Raw genomic sequence first — 17385 nt, forward strand, 5'->3', positions numbered from 1 at the left:
AGAGGGAAGAAGGAAAAATATCGCTTTGTCTGAGTTTTAAGCTAAGGAAAAAGGAAGAGGGAAGAGGGAAGAGGGAAGAAGGAAAAATATCGCTTTGTCTGAGTTTTAAGCTTTTAATCTATCCTAACTTTTCACCTACCACCTAAAACCTTCTTCAAAAAGAAAAAACAGTGTGTAAGGTACCAGTAAAAATTGTGCCATTACTCTTCTGATTGCTAGAATCAAAAACAACTTGCAAAACAGGAAAAATCTGAATATTATCATTCACGGCATAATTATAAAAAACTGCCAAATTTGTCTGAGTTGAATTACCGAAAAATTGTGGGTATGCGCCTCCCCTTTTCAGGGGATAATAAGCGGTCGTTAGCGCAGCTTCCCGAAGGGTGGGATGGCGTACTTCGGAGCGGGTCTGTAAGAACGGGTCTCCTCGCCATATCCAATCGACCAAGAGAAGAAAAATTTTCATGATTAGTCAATCCTCTTCTTTTCCAGGAGAGGTAATAATTAGGGTTTGCGCTCAAAAGTATTTTAGTAGGGGTAGGAGACAGGAGACAACCCACCCCCAACCCCTCCGGTGGAGGGGAGAAATGGATCGGGAGCGAGGAAGTAGGAGCGGGCGTTTTGTCCCTTGATTGTTCTGCCCAACTATGTGCCTAAAAGACCCTCCTTTTTGAGCGTTTTAGACTGAAACAGGCGCACTTTTTTCGTTCCCAAAAAGGCACTTGTCTTTATATGTCAATGCTTTTATATTTAATCAGCAAGCCCTAATTAATTATTAATTATTAATTGTTGAACAATTTAATTCACAACAAAAGTCTACTCCACTGCTACCCCAAAGCGATCGCCTTGTTGCAAAACATCTAATATCATGTCCAGTTAAATAGTTCTAATTACAGCTCGTAGTAGGGATTTAGCCTTTGAGAAACCTATATTAGGGCTAAAATATCTCATATATAGCAATGTGCGCTGGCATATTTACAAATGACAGGAACTGTCCAATAGCTAAAAGTTTTATCTTATCAGCTTTTTATTCCCCCTTCCGGAGCTGTTGCCTTCCGGAGCTGTTGCCTGCGCACAGCGCTATAGTTTTTCTTCAGTAGTATGGGCTAAATTGGACATATCTACAGCCATGAATTGCCATGGATTAAGATGGTTTTAGAGCCGGAATATAAATATTATCATACCGATTAAACCGGATATACTATTAATAATTTCTGACTACTTCAAAAGTAAAAAACAGTCCGTAATGTACCAGTAAAAATAGTGCCATTACTCTTTTGATTACTAGGGTCAAAAACAAGTTGCAAAACAGGAGAAATCTGAATATTATCGTTCACTGCATAATTATAAAAAACTTCCAAATTGGTCTGAGTTGAATTACCAATGTCATCCACAACAAAAGGCTGTCCAACTGCAACCCCCAAGCGATCGCCTTCTTGCAAAACATCTAATCCAGAAATACCTGCCATCCAATAGTTCGGATTAATATCTCCAAAATCTGTATCGTCATAGCTACTGTACCCATAGCGACCAAAAACAGCAAACTTGCTAGAAAAACCCCACTCAAAATTCACCCCCACTGCATCAAAATTGCGAGCAAAAACTTTTCCTCCACTGTAAAGCAAACGTAGACTAAATCTAGACGAAGGATTATATTCAAATTCCACCATTCCTTGATGAAAACCAAATAGACCCCTGGACCCCCTGCCATCAGAATAGAGTAGTGATGTAAACACAGAAACTGGCAACGGACCTTGACCGTTTTGGGAAGGGTTAGCTGAGTCTGGGGCAATGTATAAAGCACGAAGATTGAAAGCACTGCCACCAGGATTCCATTCTAATATTGCTCCACCACCAATGCCATTAACAGGAAATGCAACGTAGTTATAAACTAGGTTTTCTGTGGAAAAGTCGCGAAAACTTAAATCAGCGTAACTATTATTATCTATATAATCCAATGCTTCTATTAACGGTCCGATAGATAGAGACAAATTTTCCACGACCTGAAAACTGTAGAAAGCTCTCCCAATACCAAAATTGTCATCTCCTGGGGGGCGTTTGGAGAAATCTAGAATACTACCAAAGTTGGGCTCGAGTATAGCTGTAGCGTTATCAATAAAACCATTACTACCTGTATCAACCCGTAGTTTTAATAAGTCTGTACCTCGGAAACTGGTATCAAAATCGAAAACTACTCGATATAGAAACGTAGCTTGAGGATTTTCGTCTGCAAGCTCTATTCCATTGGGGTCAATGAGGCGATCGCCATCAAACCCACCAGCATTCACTGCAAAAATTGTCTGACCGTTTAATTTGGTGGTAGTGGAAAACTGTTGCGCTTCTAAAGCATCTACTCGATTTTCTAAACCTTCAGTGCGTGCTTTCAGATTAGCTATTTCTACCTGAAAATCTTGTATAAGTCTTTCGATAACTATCAGGTCGTCTTGTTGAATTAATTCTGCTTGACTTTCTGCCAGGAAACTTTCAATGGTTTGCCAACAAGCATTTACAGCGGCTGCAAATTCATATCTGGTGATGGCGCGGTTGCCTCGGTAAGTATTGTCAGGATAACCAGAGAGACAGTCGTAGCGATCGCGTAAACTTATTAATGCTTCATAAGCCCAGTCGGAGGGTAAAATATCATCTAGTTGGTAAACAGGTATTTGTTGAGTAATAGGGTCATTAGACTTAGAATTACTAAATTCTTCAGCATACTTTTGAATTTCTCCCATCAGCTCCTGTTTTTCTTCTGTTGCCAGAGTAGGGCGAGTGCTTAAACATGATAAATTGATTAAAATCAAGCTAATAACGATACATATTTTACGATTATGATTTTTTTTATCAATACCATGAATTTCAAATATTTGCAAAACATTTCTCCCTAAAAGTAGTCTATTGTGATGTCAGATTTTATCATTAATACGAGACAATTTAGTCTTGGGAGGTGGGATGAATTAGGAAAAAATCTTGTTGGAATTAACAATTTAGACGCTGTTGGCAAACAAAATATTTAGGTAGTCCTGCATGGGTTTTGGTGAAGATATATATTTTTTAATTTCTCCCATACTCCCCTCCACGGTCGGGGTTAGGGGTGGGTCCCCATCTCCCCACACTCTCTCTACCATTACTATGCACCACCACCAATATTTAGTAGGGTGTGTGACGGTACGCTTACCATTTTTGGAATAATGATAGAACTCCGTTCCGCTTCGCGATCGGTTTGATATCATGTCCGCTGGGGCGCGTTCGTGTAAACCCAAAGGTGAATATCTACAGGAAATTTAAGTTTTTTTCTTGCTCTTAAGTATTCTTGCCTGTTCCCTGTTCCCAGTTAAGTGTTCCCTACCCTTGCTATACAATACCGATGCTACCGGACATGATATTACACCTCACGCACCTCATACTTTAGGAGGCGTGGGTTACATTTCATTAACGCACCCTACGCGATCTAATATTTATTTGATATCAAATCCGTTTAATTGGACATAAAAAAAATCTTCAATCGTCATAACTACCCTCATCTTTGTAATTCTTTCTCCTCCTGAGGACTGTCTCCTGACTCCTGAGGACTCCTAACTTAACCATTCTATGGCTGTTTAACCGGATTTGATATGACTTCTGCCTTCTTCCTTCTTCCTTCTTCCTTCCCTTTGCAATTATTTCAAACGTATGTTTTAATTAAAATAAATCAAACGATTGTTTTAAATGTCCATTTGAATCTAACTTAAAGGAGCAGTCAGCAGTCAGCTTTGCGAATTTGCGGAGCATTCCGGTACAGAAATGCTAAAAGCTGATAGGCTATTTAACAAAAATTTTATAATCTCTACTTAAGCTAAATTTTAAAGCAATGAAAGAGAATAATTTGCTAGACTCTAAACCCCATAAAATTAATGGCAAAGTGGAAATCTTAACTGAAAAGATGGAAACTTTACCAATTCAGTCAGAAGTCACTAATTTCAAACCTAAAGTCAAGGATAGAAAATTTCTTCGCGTTGGTCTCGTGTTGGTGACTCTAGGAATAGCTTTTGGCGGTCTAAAATTTATTCAGGAGCGGAATATTTCTGCCAAACCAAACTTAGAAACCACTCTTCCCAATATCCTATCCGTTCAAGCTATCCCAATTAAATTAGTAAACTCCTATTCCGTTTCCCAGAGTTACACAGGAATTGTAGAAGCCAAAAGAACCAGTGAATTAGGTTTTGAACAATCTGGTTTACTCACATCTATATATATAGAAGAAGGAGAAGAAGTAACTAAAGGAACAGCGATCGCTCAACTCGACACTAGCCAAACAAAAGCTCAAAAAGCAGTATTAATAGCACAGAAAGATAGAGCGATCGCCACACTGAAAGAACTAGAAAATGGAGCAAGGCCAGAAGTAATTGCAGCGACCCGTGCATCCCTACTCCAAGAACAAGCAAAATTACAGGAGTTGCAAACTGGACCGAGACCAGAAGTAATAGCAGCGACTCGCGCATCCCTACTCCAAGAACAAGCAAAATTACAGGAGTTGCAAACTGGACCGAGACCAGAAGTAATAGCAGCGACTCGCGCATCCCTACTCCAAGAACAAGCAAAATTACAGGAATTGCAAACTGGAGCGCGTATTGAAGATATAAAAGTTGCTCGTTCGGGAGTTTTGGACTTAGAAGAACAATTAAATCTCGCTCGCCTTCAGGAGAAACGACGTGAAGAACTTTATACCGAAGGAGCAATTTCTCAAGAACAGTTTGACGAAGCTTCAACCCAAGCAGATACTTTACAAGCAAGACTGGAGCAAGCAAAGAGCGAACTAGAGAAACTGGAAACAGGAACTCGCAGGGAACAAGTAGAAGCTCAACAAGCGCGGGTACGTCAAGCGCAAAGTCAGTTAGACGAACTGATTGCCGGAACTCGCAGCGAACAAATAGAAGCTCAACGAGCTAGGGTAGGTCAGGCGCAAAGTCAGTTAGACGAACTGATTGCTGGAACTCGTAGCGAACAAATAGAAGCTCAACGAGCTAGGGTAGGTCAGGTGCAAAGTCAGTTAGACGAACTGATTGCTGGAACTCGCAGGGAACAAATAGAAGCTCAACAAGCAGAAATTAGACGTTTCGAGGCACAAATTTCTGAAATTGATGTTGTTCTGAGAAAGAGTACTCTATTTGCACCTTTTTCCGGTATTGTTTCAGTCCGACATTTAGATGAAGGAGTTGTGGTTAATGCTGGTCAGAGTGTTGTGCGTTTGGTTGAGGGTGGTGAAAGGAAGGTTAGGGTTGGGGTGCCACCAGGGAAGACTTCCAGTCTGAGAGTTGGTAGTCAGCAGGAAGTTAGGGTGGGAGAGAGAATTTATAGTGCAAGAGTGCTGTCGATATTACCAGAAGTAGATTCTATGACTCGGACGCAAACTGTGATTTTGGCACTACCTCAAGCTATTGCTCCTGGTACTGTTGTTCGTCTGGGATTAAATCAGACTCATGAGATGGAAGGATATTGGTTGCCTACTTCTGCTTTAGTTTGGGGAGAGCGGGGGTTGTTGGCAAGTTATGCTCTTGTACCCCCTTCGCAGTCAGATTTGAATTTACCTGCGGGAACTTATCAGACTGAAAAACGAATGGTTGAGGTGTTGCATACGGAGGGAGACCGGAGTTTGGTGCGTGGGGTATTGCAACCGGGAGATTTGATTGTGACTAATGGAACTAATCAATTGGCGCCTGGGCAGTTTGTGAAGTCAGAAGTTAGAAGTCAGGAGTCAGAAGTTAGATGAAGTTTAGGTAACTTTGTAGGTTGGGTTGACATCCGGAAACCCCACAAAAAGATAGTCCTGTTCGCATAATGGTATACAGCAAAAAAGAATACCTAGCATGGGAGTATCTTGCTCCCACTGTTGTGGTCACAAATATTGCTGGACAATTCACGACCATTACAATGCACCAACACAAAGAGTTAGAATTGTTGGGTTGCGCTCCGACGCTTAACCCAACCTACTGGATACTATCAAAATATTTAGCTACTTTGTAGGTTGGGTTGACATCCGGAAACCCCACAAAAAGATAGTCCTGTTCGCATAATGGTATACAGCAAAAAAGAATACCTAGCATGGGAGTATCTTGCTCCCACTGTTGTGGTCACAAATATTGCTGGACAATTCACGACCATTACAATGCACCAACACAAAGAGTTAGAATTGTTGGGTTGCGCTCCGACGCTTAACCCAACCTACTGGATACTGCATATCTTTCTTGAAACAGGAAGTATATTAATATGAAGTTTTCTAATTGCTTAGAAAGGGATAATATCTATGGTTTCTCCGGTACGATGGTTGTCTATTCTCACTATTAATAGTCTGATATTATTTAGTGTGAGTTTCCCTCTCCTAATGTTGCCAAGTATTGTGAATAAGGGAGAAGTTGCTGCTCAAACCAACCCTGATGCTGAAGCAGAAAAAGTCTTTGATGAAGTAATGAAACTGTATAAGCAAGGTACAGCAGAATCTCGGAAGCAAGCCATCGCTAAATGGGAAGAAGCGCTATTACTATTTAGGAAAATAGGTAACTTGAGGAGGGAAGCAGTTACACTCGTTTGGATCGGTTATGTCTACGATAGCTTAGGAGAAAAACAAACAGCACTCAATTACTTAAATCAAGCATTACCTATATATCAGCAAGTAGGCGATCGCCGTGGGGAAGCAATCACTCTCAATAATATTGGGTATATCTACGATAGCTTAGGAGAACAACAAACAGCTCTTAATTACTTAAATCAAGCATTACCTATAAGACGGCAAGTAGGCGATCTCCGTGGGGAAGCAAGCACTCTCAATAATATTGGCCTTGTCTACAATAGCTTAGGAGAAAAACAAACAGCTCTTAATTACTTAAATCAAGCATTACCTATAAAACGACAAGTAGACGATCTCCGTGGGGAAGCAACCACTCTTACAAGTATTGGCAGTGTCTACGATAGCTTAGGAGAAAAACAAAAAGCTTTTAATTACTTAAATCAAGCATTGCCTATATATCAGCAAGTAGGTGATCACCGTGGGAAAGCAACCACTCTCATAAGTATTGGCAGTGTCTACAATAGCTTAGGAGAAAAACAAACAGCACTTAATTACTTAAATCAAGCATTACCTATATATCAGCAAGTAGGCGATCGCCGTGGGGAAGCAAGCACTCTCAATAATATTGGCCTTGTCTACAATAGCTTAGGAGAAAAACAAACAGCTTTTAATTACTTAAATCAAGCATTACCTATAAGACGGCAAGTAGGCGATCAGGATGGGGAAGCAAGGACTCTCAATAATCTTGGCCTTGCCTACAATAGCTTAGGAGAAAAACAAACAGCACTTAATTACTTAAATCAAGCATTACCTATAAGACGGCAAGTAGGCGATCGGGATGGGGAAGCAGGCACTCTTTTTAATATCGCTTGGCTCAAACGAGACCAAGGCAAACTCACTGAAAGTCTAACTTTCATAGAAAAATCCCTAGAAATAATTGAAGACCTCCGTACCAAAATTGCTAGTGTTGAACTCCGCGCCTCCTACTTCGCCACCGTCCAGGATAGATATGAATTCTACATCGACTTACTCATGGAACTCCACAAACAAAATCCAAACCAAGGTCACGATGCTAAAGCCTTTTACGCCAGTGAACGCAGTCGCGCCCGTGCTTTCCTCGAACTCCTCAACGAAGCTAGTGTCAATATCCGCCAAGGAATAGATCCCAAACTAGCAATGGCAGAAACAGAGCTGCAACAACAACTCAATGCCATCGAAACCCAACGCATCAAACTCCTTAGTGGAGAATACACCTGCGAACAAAAAGCCAACATCGAACAAACAAGAGACCAACTCATAGATGAATACAACCAGTTACGCATCAAAATTCGTACCACCAGCCCAAATTATGCAGCTCTAACTGAACCTCAACCCCTCACTCTCAAGGAAGTTCAACAACAAGTATTAGATGACAACACCTTACTTCTACAATATTCCCTGGGTGAAGAAAGCAGCTATTTATGGGCAGTCACCAAAGATAGCATCCACAGTTATCAACTTCCTCCCCAAGCAAAAATCAAAAATGCTGCTATAGAGTTGATGGTGAGAATAACAAGTCCACGAGAACGCAACGACATAGCAAAAGTTGATAGTGCTGCCGATGAGCTGACAGAAATTCTGATCAAACCAGTTACCGATAAATTAAACAAAAAACGTTTATTAATAGTTGCCGATCGCTTCTTACAAGAAATTCCTTTTTCCGTCTTATCAATACCAAATACCGATCAAGAAAGTGATGGTTATCAACCTTTAATAGTTAACCACGAAATAGTAAATCTCCCTTCAGTTACTACTATTGCAAATATCCGCAATAGTACAAAATCTCGGAAACTTGCCCCGAAGAAAGTGGCTATTATTGCCGACCCAGTATTTAGCCCTGATGATGCTAGGTTTACAGGTAAAACTACCACAATATCTACAGCAGAATCTCGGAGTCGAGCTTTCCCCCTAGAGGCACAACAATTAGATAGGGCTGCTAGAGATGTTGGTATTAGATGGGATAGACTTCCAGGTACTCGCACTGAAGCAGAAGCAATTATGGCTTTAATACCAGAGTCGGAACGCACTCAAGCTTTTGATTTTCAGGCCAACAGAGAAATAGCAACCAGTCAGGAATTAGCCCAATATCAGATTGTACATTTTGCCACTCACGGTTTTGCTAACGGTAAGCAACCAGAATTGTCAGGGGTTGTCATGTCGTTAGTGGATAAAAACGGCAACTGGCAAAACGGTTTCCTCCGACTGAATGATATTTTTAATCTTAACTTACCAGCAGAATTAGTAGTATTGAGTGCGTGTCAAACAGCTTTAGGGAAGGATATTAAAGGAGAAGGTTTGGTAGGTTTGACAAAGATATTCATGTATGCAGGGGCAAAACGGGTAGTAGGTTCGTTGTGGGTTGTTGATGATTCTAGAACAGCAGATTTAATGTCGCAGTTTTATCAAGGAATGTTAGACCAGAGATTATCACCTGTGGAGGCATTGCGGGCAGCTCAATTGCAGATGTTAGAGACTGAGATAAGTCCTTATTATTGGGGAGCATTTACGTTGCAGGGGGAATATGATTCAAGATAGTTTAGAACTGATACAGCAAATTCCATCAGGCGAGAGGTACGCCACTCCTCCCTAGCTGTAATATCATCTCCAGATAATTAGTGATGAAAATACTTCTGTCTCCTGTCTCCTGTCTCCTGTCTCCTGACTCCTCCCTAAGTGATGAAAATACTTCTTTCTCCTGTCTCCTGTCTCCTGTCTCCTGTCTCCTGTCTCCTGTCTCCTGTCTCCTGTCTCCTGTCTCCTGACTCCTGTCTCCTGTCTCCTGACTCCTCCCTATTTATAACTGATAACTGAAAATGACTACTTTATTTTATCGAAACTTTAGATTATTAATCCTGGCAATATTGGTAATTCTCACCTGGGGAATTTCAGCTTTTTTCACATTGCCACGACTTGAAGACCCTGAATTAGTTTCTCGTCAAGCGTTTGTCACAACTTTTTTACCTGGAGCTGATGCTGAACGAGTAGAGGCGTTAGTTACGGAAAAAATAGAGGAAGAATTATCTGAAATTGAGGAAATTAAAACCTACGAATCAGACTCTAGAGCGGGTAGTTCGATTATCGATATTGAACTGTTAGACTCCGTTGAAGAGGCAGATGCTGATGCGGTTTGGTTAAGAATTAGAGAGCGATTAAATAGAGCTGCTCCTGAATTACCTGTGGGTGCGAGTCCACCACGACTAGAGGAGGTAGAAGTTAAGGCTTATGCTTTGATTGCAGCTTTAATTTGGGAACAAGATAGCGAACCGAATTATGCAATTATTAACCGTTTATCTGAACTGTTGAAAGATGAATTTTTGGGATTATCGGGTACAGAAAAGGTTGATATTTTTGGCAAGCAAAATGAAGAAATTATCGTAGAAATTGACCAGGTTCAGTTAGCTAGTATTGGGTTAACACCTCAACAATTATCAACGCAAATTCAACAGAGCGATGCTAAGGTTTCAGCAGGTATAATGCGCAGTCAAAATAATGATTTACTATTAGAAATAGAATCAGATTTAGATTCTTTAGAAAGGATTCGGAGTATTCCAATTAATTTTAGCGAACAAGGACAATTTGCTCTCCTTGGCGACATTGCTGAGGTGAGGAAAACTATTATTAAACCGCCCAGAGAATTAACATTAATTAATGGTCGTCCTGCTGCTGCATTAGGGGTATTTGTCGAATCAGATTATCAAATAGACCTTTGGGCAAAAACAGCAGAAACAGAAATTGATAAATTCCGCGAACAACTAGGCAAAGGTCTGAAACTAGAGATGATTTTTAATCAAAGTAATTATATTGAAAATCGTCTAGATAGTCTGATTTTAAATTTGTTTATTAGTGGCTTTCTAGTATTTGCAATTACAGTCTTTTTAATGGGTTGGAAATCTGCAATTGTTGTTGGTTTAGCCCTACCTCTATCAACTTGTATGGTGTTAGGTTCGATGGGATTGTTAGATATACCTCTACATCAAATGTCAATAACTGGAATAATTGTAGCTTTAGGGCTATTAATTGATACAGCAATTATTGTGGTTGATGAAGTTAGTCAAGGTATAGCTTCAGGTCTAAAATCAGAAGTAGCAATTACTAAAGCAATTCATCATTTATTTATGCCTTTAATGGCATCAACTTTAACTACAGCTCTGGCGTTTTTACCAATTGCAATTATGCCTGGTCCTTCTGGAGAATTTGTTGGTAGTATTGGTATTAGTGTGATTTTAGCTGTTCTTTATTCACTATTAATATCAATTACAATCAGTTCAGCAATAACAGCAAAATTATACCACAATCCAGACCGTAATTCCTGGCAAAAAACTAAACAGCCATGGTGGAAAACGGGATTTTCAAATTCTTATTTAACTCAAATTTATCAACTAAGTTTACGCAGTGTATATAGTTCTCCTTTGTTAGGAATATTATTAGGTTTAATTTTGCCAATAACTGGTATAGTTCAGCTAGGAACTCTGCCCCAACAATTCTTTCCTCAAGTAGATAGAGACCAAGTACAAATTGAATTAGAATTGCCGGCTCTCACCTCAATTGAAAAAACAAGAAATACTGCTCTACAAGTCCGAGAGCTAATTTTAAAGCACCCAGAAATTGATGAATTACAGTGGTTTTTAGCCCGTAGTTCGCCCAGGTATTACTACAACTTAAAAGCAGGTAAAGAACGGTATCTCAATTATGCTCAAGGATTTTTGCAGCTAAATACGATCGCTAAACCAGAATTAGTTAACAGAATTCAAGCAGAAGTTGATAGCGCATTTCCTAAAGCTCAAATTTTAGTGCGACTATTGGAACAGGGACCTCCTTTTGATGCACCAGTGGAACTACGAATTTATGGTCCCAACTTAAACCGTCTACAACAAATAGGAGAACAAGCAAGAGCGCTATTAGCTCAAACTCCGAAAGTAACTCATACCCGCAGCACCTTAAACGATGTTCGACCTCAACTAAAACTGTTAGTGGATGAAGAAGAGATTCGTTTAGCAGGACTAGATCGCGCTACTGTTTCGGAACAGTTAGATACTTTACTAGAGGGAAATTTAGGAGGTTCTATCCTCGAAGGTGTTGAAGAATTACCAGTGCGGGTGCGAGTATCAAATACTCAAAGAGGAGACTTTAACCAAATTAAATCCCTAGATTTACAACCGACTGGTTCCAGTCTCAATCAAAATCGCCTGAATGCAACTGACACAATACCTCTATCAGCTTTAGCAGAAGTAGAATTAGAACCACAATTTTCAGTCATTAAAAGGCGTAACGGTAGAAGAGTAAACTCAATTCAAGGTTTTCTCGCTGCTGGGGTTTTACCTTCAGAAATTTTCACAAAATGGCAGCAAAAGTTAAATGATGCAGATTTTGAAATACCATCTGGGTACTGGTCTGAAATTGCTGGAGAGGCAGAACAACAAGGCAATGCTCAAGGAAATCTTTTCTCAACTCTCCCAGTTATATTAGTATTGTCAGCCTCAATTTTGGTGTTATCCTTAAATTCATTCCGAGCAGCTTCCATAATTGGTTTAGTTGCTATTTGTGCTGTAGGATTAGGATTTTTTAGTTTATGGTTATTTGGCTATCCCTTTGGGTTTATGAGTCTGATCGGCACATTTGGTTTAGTGGGAATTGCCATTAACGACTCAGTTGTAGTTATGGCTGCCATCCTGGAAGACCCAGAAGCATCTCAAGGCAACCGTCGAGCTACCCGAAAAGTAGTCCTACGTTCCACTCGTCATGTAATTGCTACAACCTTAACTACAATGATTGGGTTTGTGCCCTTATTGTTAGGAGGCGGTAGTTTTTGGCCTCCTCTAGCTATAGCGATCGCTGGTGGTGTTGGCGGTTCAACGTTGGTAGCTCTTTATCTTGTTCCCTGTTCGTATTTACTTCTGGCGAATTTTGGTAGAAGTAATACCAATTCCCCAAAATAATGCTATACTTCATAAAAACTTCAGTAGACATCTCCAGAAAAGAGGGAACAGGGAACAGAGAAGAATAATTAATAATTTCTGGATAAGAATTGATTTTATTTTTAATTTTTGGAGATGTCTAGTTATATAAAATCCGGTTAAATAACCTCACAATCAATAGACCTAGAAAAGAGAGAGTAGAGAGTAGGAAGCAGGGGTTAAGGATAAATAATTGATAATTTATGTAGAATAATTGATTTTATTTTTTATTATTGTCTAATAGTTTAAAATCCTGATTATGACGTTATTGGATCTATGTGCAATTAGGCGGATTTGGTATTATTAAGTAATAATAATGGTTCAGTGATTTTTGCAACGATTCTCGGCACTAAAACAAGATATCTTATGTCTTTGAACCATACTCACTACTCCGTACTTTCAAGGATATGTAGCAATAATTTTTAGATTTGCTATAATAAGGAGTACTGTGGGAAGTGTAGAAAATGTGGGGACATTGGGAATTTTTGGGAAATAGCGGGTGCAAGATGCTCCATAGATTTTGTTGAGAGCAGAAAAACCGATCACTGATAACTTATAACTGAAATGGCTACCTTATTTTATCGGAACTTGCGATTATTAATACTAACCATACTAATTATTGTGGTCTGGGGAGTATCATCTTTTTTAACATTGCCACGACTTGAAGACCCACAATTAACTTCCCGCGTTGCAGTCATTACAACTTTTTGGCCGGGAGCAGATGCAGAACAAATAGAAACATTAATCACAGAAAAAATAGAAACAGAACTATCTGAAATTGAAGAAATTAGAATGACAATTTCAACTTCTAAGGTAGGAACTTCAACTATTAGTATTGAATTATTAGATTCAGTTAAAAAAACAAACGCCGATACAGTTTGGTTAAGAATTAGAGACCGATTAAATCAAGTTACAACTCAACTACCTATTGGTGCAAGTAAACCACAATTAGAAGAACTTAAAATTAAAGCTTATGCCATGATTGCTGCTTTAACTTGGGAACAAGATACAAAGCCAAATTATGCACTTCTTAGTCGTTTATCTGAATTATTAAAAGATAAATTATTAGCATTACCAGGAACAGAAAAAATCGCCACAATTGGTAATCCTCAAGAAGAAATATTAGTAGAGATTGATGCAGCTCAGTTAGCTAGTATTGGTCTCACACCCCAACAATTATCAGCCCAAATTAAACAAAGTGATGCTAAAGTTTCTTCCGGTCAATTTCGTAGCAAAAATAATGATTTACTTCTAGAAGTTGATGCAGATTTAGATTCCCTAGAGCGGATTATAAATATTCCAATTAGCTTTAGTAAACAAGGGCAATTCACTCTACTTGGCGACATTGCTGAAGTCAGAAAAACAATTGCTGAACCAGCAAATGAACTAGCATTAATTAATGGTCTTCCGGCTTCTACTTTAGCTATATTTGTAGAATCAAATTATCAAATAGACCTTTGGGCAAAATCGGCAGAAGCAGCCATAGAAAAATTCCGGCAAGAGCTTGGTCAAGGTCTAAAACTTGAGATAATTTTTAATCAAAATAATTATATTCAAGCTCGTTTCAAAAGTCTGATGTTAAATCTGTTAATGAGTGGGATACTGATATTTGGAATTACATTATTTTTAATGGGTTGGAAATCTGCAACTGTTGTGAGTTTAGCATTACCCTTATCAAGTTGTATGGTTTTAGGGATAATGAAGCTTCTGAATGTTTCTGTAAATCAAATCTCAATAGTTGGATTAATTGTAGCTTTAGGATTATTGATTGATACAGCAATTATTGTTGTTGATAGAATTACTAAAAATATGGTTTCTGGATTGAGCGCTGAAACTGCTATAAATAATGCAGTTAATCATTTATTCCTGCCATTAACTGCATCAACTTTAACTACAGCTATAGCATTTTTACCAATTGTTTTAATGCCTGGTTACGGTGGAGAATTTGTTGGTGGTCTTGGCATTAGTGTGATTTTAGCTGTTATTTCTTCTTTAATATTTTCTCTAACTATAGGTTCTGGTTTAGCAGGCAAACTATATCATTATTATTCGCATTATATTCAACGAAAATGGTGGCAAACTGGGTTTGTAAATTCATCTTTAAATCAACTTTACAAAGTCAGTCTAAGAAGTGTATTTAGCAGTCCATGGTTAGGAATATTATTAAGTTTAATTTTACCGATAACTGGTTTCATTCAAGTTAGCAGTCTCCCCCGACAATTCTTTCCTCTAGCAGAAAGAAATCAACTACAAATAGAATTAGAACTACCTGGTCTAAGCTCCATTGAAAAAACTAAAAATACAGCTATAGAAGTCAGAAACATAATGTTAAAACATCCAGAAATTGAAGAAATACAGTGGTTTTTAGGACGTAGTTCTCCTCGGTATTACTATAACTTAGCATCAGGTAGACAAGACCCAAATTATGCTCAAGGAATTTTACAGTTAAATTTAATTGCTAAACCAGAATTTGTTAATGCACTCCAAGCAGAAGTTGATACCGCATTTCCTGAAGCTCAAGTTTTGATTCGACAATTAGAACAAGGACCTCCTTTTGACGCACCAGTAGAAATGAGAATTTATGGTCCTAACTTAAATCGTCTACAAGAATTAGGAGAACAAGCAAGAAATATCTTAGTTCAAATTCCTAACGTAACTCACACCCGCGACACTTTAAGCGAAATTCGACCCCAACTACAACTACAAGTGAATGAGGAAGAAGTTCGTTTAGCAGGATTAGATCGTGCTACTGTTTCACAACAGTTGGATATGTTACTGGAGGGAAATTTAGGAGGGTCAATAATTGAAGAGACGGAAGAATTACCAGTGCGGGTGCGAGTATCGAATGCTCAACGGGGAGACATTAGTCAAATTACATCTCTAGACTTACAACCGACTGGTTCCAGTCTCAATCAAAACCGATTTAGTGCAACTGATACAATACCCCTTTCAGCTTTAGCAAAAGTAGAATTAAAGCCAGAATTTTCTCTTATTAAAAGACATAATGGCAGACGGATAAATTCAATTCAAGGTTTTGTTGCTGCCGGGGTTTTACCTTCTCAAGTTTTGCAGGAGTGGCAACAAAAGTTGAATGATTCAAACTTTGAGTTACCATCCGGGTATTGGTTGCAAGTTGCTGGAGAGTCAGAAAAACAAGGCGAAACTGAAGCAAATTTGTTTGCTACAGTACCTTTAGTGTTGTTGTTAGCAACTTCAATTTTAGTTTTATCCTTAAATTCCTTCCGAGCAACTGCCATTATTGGGGGAGTCGCCATTTGTGCCATTGGTTTAGGATTTTTCAGTTTATGGTTATTTGGTTATCCCTTTGGTTTTATGAGTCTGATCGGAACATTTGGTTTAGTGGGAGTTGCCATTAATGATTCAGTAGTAGTTTTAGCTGCTATCCTGGAAGATCCCAAAGCATCTACAGGCAACCGTCGAGCTATGCGTCAAGTTGTTATGTGTTCCACTCGTCATGTGGTTGCGACAACTTTAACCACAATGATCGGGTTTGTTCCTTTGTTAGTACAAGGTGGTGACTTTTGGCCTCCTTTGGCGATAGCGATCGCCGGTGGTGTTGGTGGTGCAACGCTCGTTGCTCTCTACCTTGTTCCCTGTTCGTATTTATTGATGGCTAATTTTGAGACTTTAGGGAGTAGGGATTAGGGGAGTAGGGGAGCGGGGGAGCGGGGGAGTGAGGTAGCGGGGGAGTAGGGAAAAAAAGATTAATCTTAAAACTGTACCTCTAATTCTGACTCCTGTTTGCGGAGCATTCCGTCGGCAATTCTGTTTGCGGAGCATTCCGTAGGAAATTCTTACGAAATACCCTAGCTATTTGTAGCAAACATTTATCAAATTGGTATTAGATATTTATATCTATCGTTTTTCCCTTTTTTTCAATATTTATCCCCTCTTCCTTCTTCCTTCTTCCTTCTTCCTTCTTCTTTCCTGACTCCTGACTCCTGACTCCTGACTCCTAATTATTTAGCACATTAATAATCTCTTCTGGGTCGAGACGTTGTGTATAATCTGGGTTAACAAAAGCATGAATAATTGTACCATCTGAGGCAACTACATAAGTGGCAGGAATTGGTAATTCAAAACTTTCATCACCGTTGTAAGCTGGTAAGTCAATGCCAAAACTTTGATATATTGGGCGTAATTCTTCGGGAAGTTGAAATACTAAACCAAATTCTTTAGCAACTTGATTTCCCCTATCGCTTAAGACTTCAAAAGTTAATTCGTTTTTCTCTGTTGTGGAAAGAGAGTTGTCTGGCGTTTCTGGAGAAATTGCGATTAATTTTGCTCCTAATTCTGTGATTTGTGGCAAATACTTTTGTAAACCTCTTAATTCCATATTGCAATAAGGACACCATCCGCCACGATAAAAGGAAATTACTACAGGACTTTCTACAAGTAATGAATTTAATTCTACTATTTTACCTACTGCATTTGGCAAGCTAAAGTTAGGAACTTTTTCCCCTACTTTTAAGCTATTGTCAACAATATCGGAGTTAGCTAAATCAACTACCGCTTTATTCATTTTTTCCTTTGCATCTTCTGGTAGTTGGGCTTGTATTTCAGCTTGGAGTTGTTGTAAGTTTTTGGTTAATTCCATGGGATTTTCTCCTATTATTTAGAATGATTGTTCCAATTAAGGCAAAAAAAATTGGCGTTGGTAAATTAGGGTATGATATTAATCTTAATTACTGAGGAGTCAGGTAGTAAGGATTCAGGTATGCAAAATAGGAATAAGAGAAAGAGTTGATGAGGGATCGCCTACAACGCTGTCCACTAGAGACTGTTCAAAGAATTCAATCACAGAACGCCCCTGGCGACGACAGGTTTGTA

11 protein-coding genes are annotated in these 17385 nt (G+C 39.0%); 7 read left to right on the forward strand and 4 right to left on the reverse strand.

The genetic code is table 11. The annotated features are described in order from the left end of the window. Positions 1-154: 154 nt before the first annotated feature. Positions 155-466 carry a carbohydrate porin gene (locus F6K13_RS02100; protein WP_124154915.1) on the reverse strand — a complete coding sequence of 104 codons (312 nt, stop codon included), beginning with the start codon at positions 464-466 and terminating at the stop codon, positions 155-157. Between F6K13_RS02100 and F6K13_RS02105 the strand changes: the two genes are divergently transcribed. Continuing rightward, positions 465-632, forward strand: coding sequence for a hypothetical protein (locus tag F6K13_RS02105; RefSeq protein WP_287239625.1), 168 nt, complete (start codon positions 465-467; stop codon positions 630-632). The genes F6K13_RS02100 and F6K13_RS02105 overlap by 2 nt on opposite strands. A gap of 591 nt (positions 633-1223) precedes the next feature. Here the strand turns inward: F6K13_RS02105 and F6K13_RS02110 are convergent. Both F6K13_RS02110 and F6K13_RS02115 read right to left on the reverse strand, forming a co-directional pair. Beyond that, a complete protein-coding gene (locus F6K13_RS02110) occupies positions 1224-2870 on the reverse strand; it encodes an iron uptake porin (protein WP_124144815.1) in 1647 nt (548 codons plus the stop codon). Between the two features lie 114 nt (positions 2871-2984). Then, a complete protein-coding gene (locus tag F6K13_RS02115; protein ID WP_287239628.1) occupies positions 2985-3260 on the reverse strand; it encodes a hypothetical protein in 276 nt (91 codons plus the stop codon). Between the two features lie 587 nt (positions 3261-3847). Between F6K13_RS02115 and F6K13_RS02120 the strand changes: the two genes are divergently transcribed. From F6K13_RS02120 to F6K13_RS02145, 6 genes are all read left to right on the forward strand, one after another. After that, complete coding sequence (locus F6K13_RS02120) at positions 3848-5746, forward strand: efflux RND transporter periplasmic adaptor subunit (protein ID WP_287286740.1); 1899 nt, start codon at positions 3848-3850, stop codon at positions 5744-5746. Positions 5747-5814: 68 nt separating this feature from the next. Then, complete coding sequence (locus F6K13_RS02125; RefSeq protein WP_287286742.1) at positions 5815-6000, forward strand: hypothetical protein; 186 nt, start codon at positions 5815-5817, stop codon at positions 5998-6000. Positions 6001-6049: 49 nt separating this feature from the next. After that, complete coding sequence (locus F6K13_RS02130) at positions 6050-6247, forward strand: hypothetical protein (RefSeq protein ID WP_287286743.1); 198 nt, start codon at positions 6050-6052, stop codon at positions 6245-6247. Between the two features lie 33 nt (positions 6248-6280). Further along, complete coding sequence (locus F6K13_RS02135; RefSeq protein WP_287286744.1) at positions 6281-9115, forward strand: CHAT domain-containing tetratricopeptide repeat protein; 2835 nt, start codon at positions 6281-6283, stop codon at positions 9113-9115. Positions 9116-9393: 278 nt separating this feature from the next. Further along, the gene (locus tag F6K13_RS02140) at positions 9394-12516 is read left to right on the forward strand and encodes an efflux RND transporter permease subunit (protein WP_124144702.1); all 3123 of its coding nucleotides are present in this window, start codon (positions 9394-9396) and stop codon (positions 12514-12516) included. A gap of 582 nt (positions 12517-13098) precedes the next feature. Further along, positions 13099-16200, forward strand: a complete 3102-nt coding sequence (locus F6K13_RS02145) for an efflux RND transporter permease subunit (RefSeq protein ID WP_287286745.1) — start codon at positions 13099-13101, stop codon at positions 16198-16200. Positions 16201-16510: 310 nt separating this feature from the next. Here the strand turns inward: F6K13_RS02145 and F6K13_RS02150 are convergent, their stop codons facing one another. Next, positions 16511-17152: a peroxiredoxin-like family protein gene (locus tag F6K13_RS02150; RefSeq protein WP_124144704.1), complete on the reverse strand. Its 642-nt coding sequence runs from the start codon at positions 17150-17152 to the stop codon at positions 16511-16513. Between the last annotated feature and the right edge of the window lie 233 nt (positions 17153-17385).

Source organism: Okeania sp. SIO2B9, from assembly GCF_010672505.1.
GTDB lineage: Bacteria > Cyanobacteriota > Cyanobacteriia > Cyanobacteriales > Microcoleaceae > Okeania > Okeania hirsuta.

What these genes read in the sequence shown, in the direction of transcription:
- F6K13_RS02125 (WP_287286742.1), top strand. Translation starts at nt 5,815, where the DNA reads ATGGTATACAGCAAAAAAGAATACCTAGCATGGGAGTATCTTGCTCCC.
- F6K13_RS02135 (WP_287286744.1), top strand. Translation starts at nt 6,281, where the DNA reads ATGGTTTCTCCGGTACGATGGTTGTCTATTCTCACTATTAATAGTCTG.
- F6K13_RS02105 (WP_287239625.1), top strand. Translation starts at nt 465, where the DNA reads ATGATTAGTCAATCCTCTTCTTTTCCAGGAGAGGTAATAATTAGGGTT.
- F6K13_RS02100 (WP_124154915.1), bottom strand. Translation starts at nt 466, where the DNA reads ATGAAAATTTTTCTTCTCTTGGTCGATTGGATATGGCGAGGAGACCCG.
- F6K13_RS02130 (WP_287286743.1), top strand. Translation starts at nt 6,050, where the DNA reads ATGGTATACAGCAAAAAAGAATACCTAGCATGGGAGTATCTTGCTCCC.
- F6K13_RS02140 (WP_124144702.1), top strand. Translation starts at nt 9,394, where the DNA reads ATGACTACTTTATTTTATCGAAACTTTAGATTATTAATCCTGGCAATA.
- F6K13_RS02145 (WP_287286745.1), top strand. Translation starts at nt 13,099, where the DNA reads ATGGCTACCTTATTTTATCGGAACTTGCGATTATTAATACTAACCATA.
- F6K13_RS02120 (WP_287286740.1), top strand. Translation starts at nt 3,848, where the DNA reads ATGAAAGAGAATAATTTGCTAGACTCTAAACCCCATAAAATTAATGGC.
- F6K13_RS02150 (WP_124144704.1), bottom strand. Translation starts at nt 17,152, where the DNA reads ATGGAATTAACCAAAAACTTACAACAACTCCAAGCTGAAATACAAGCC.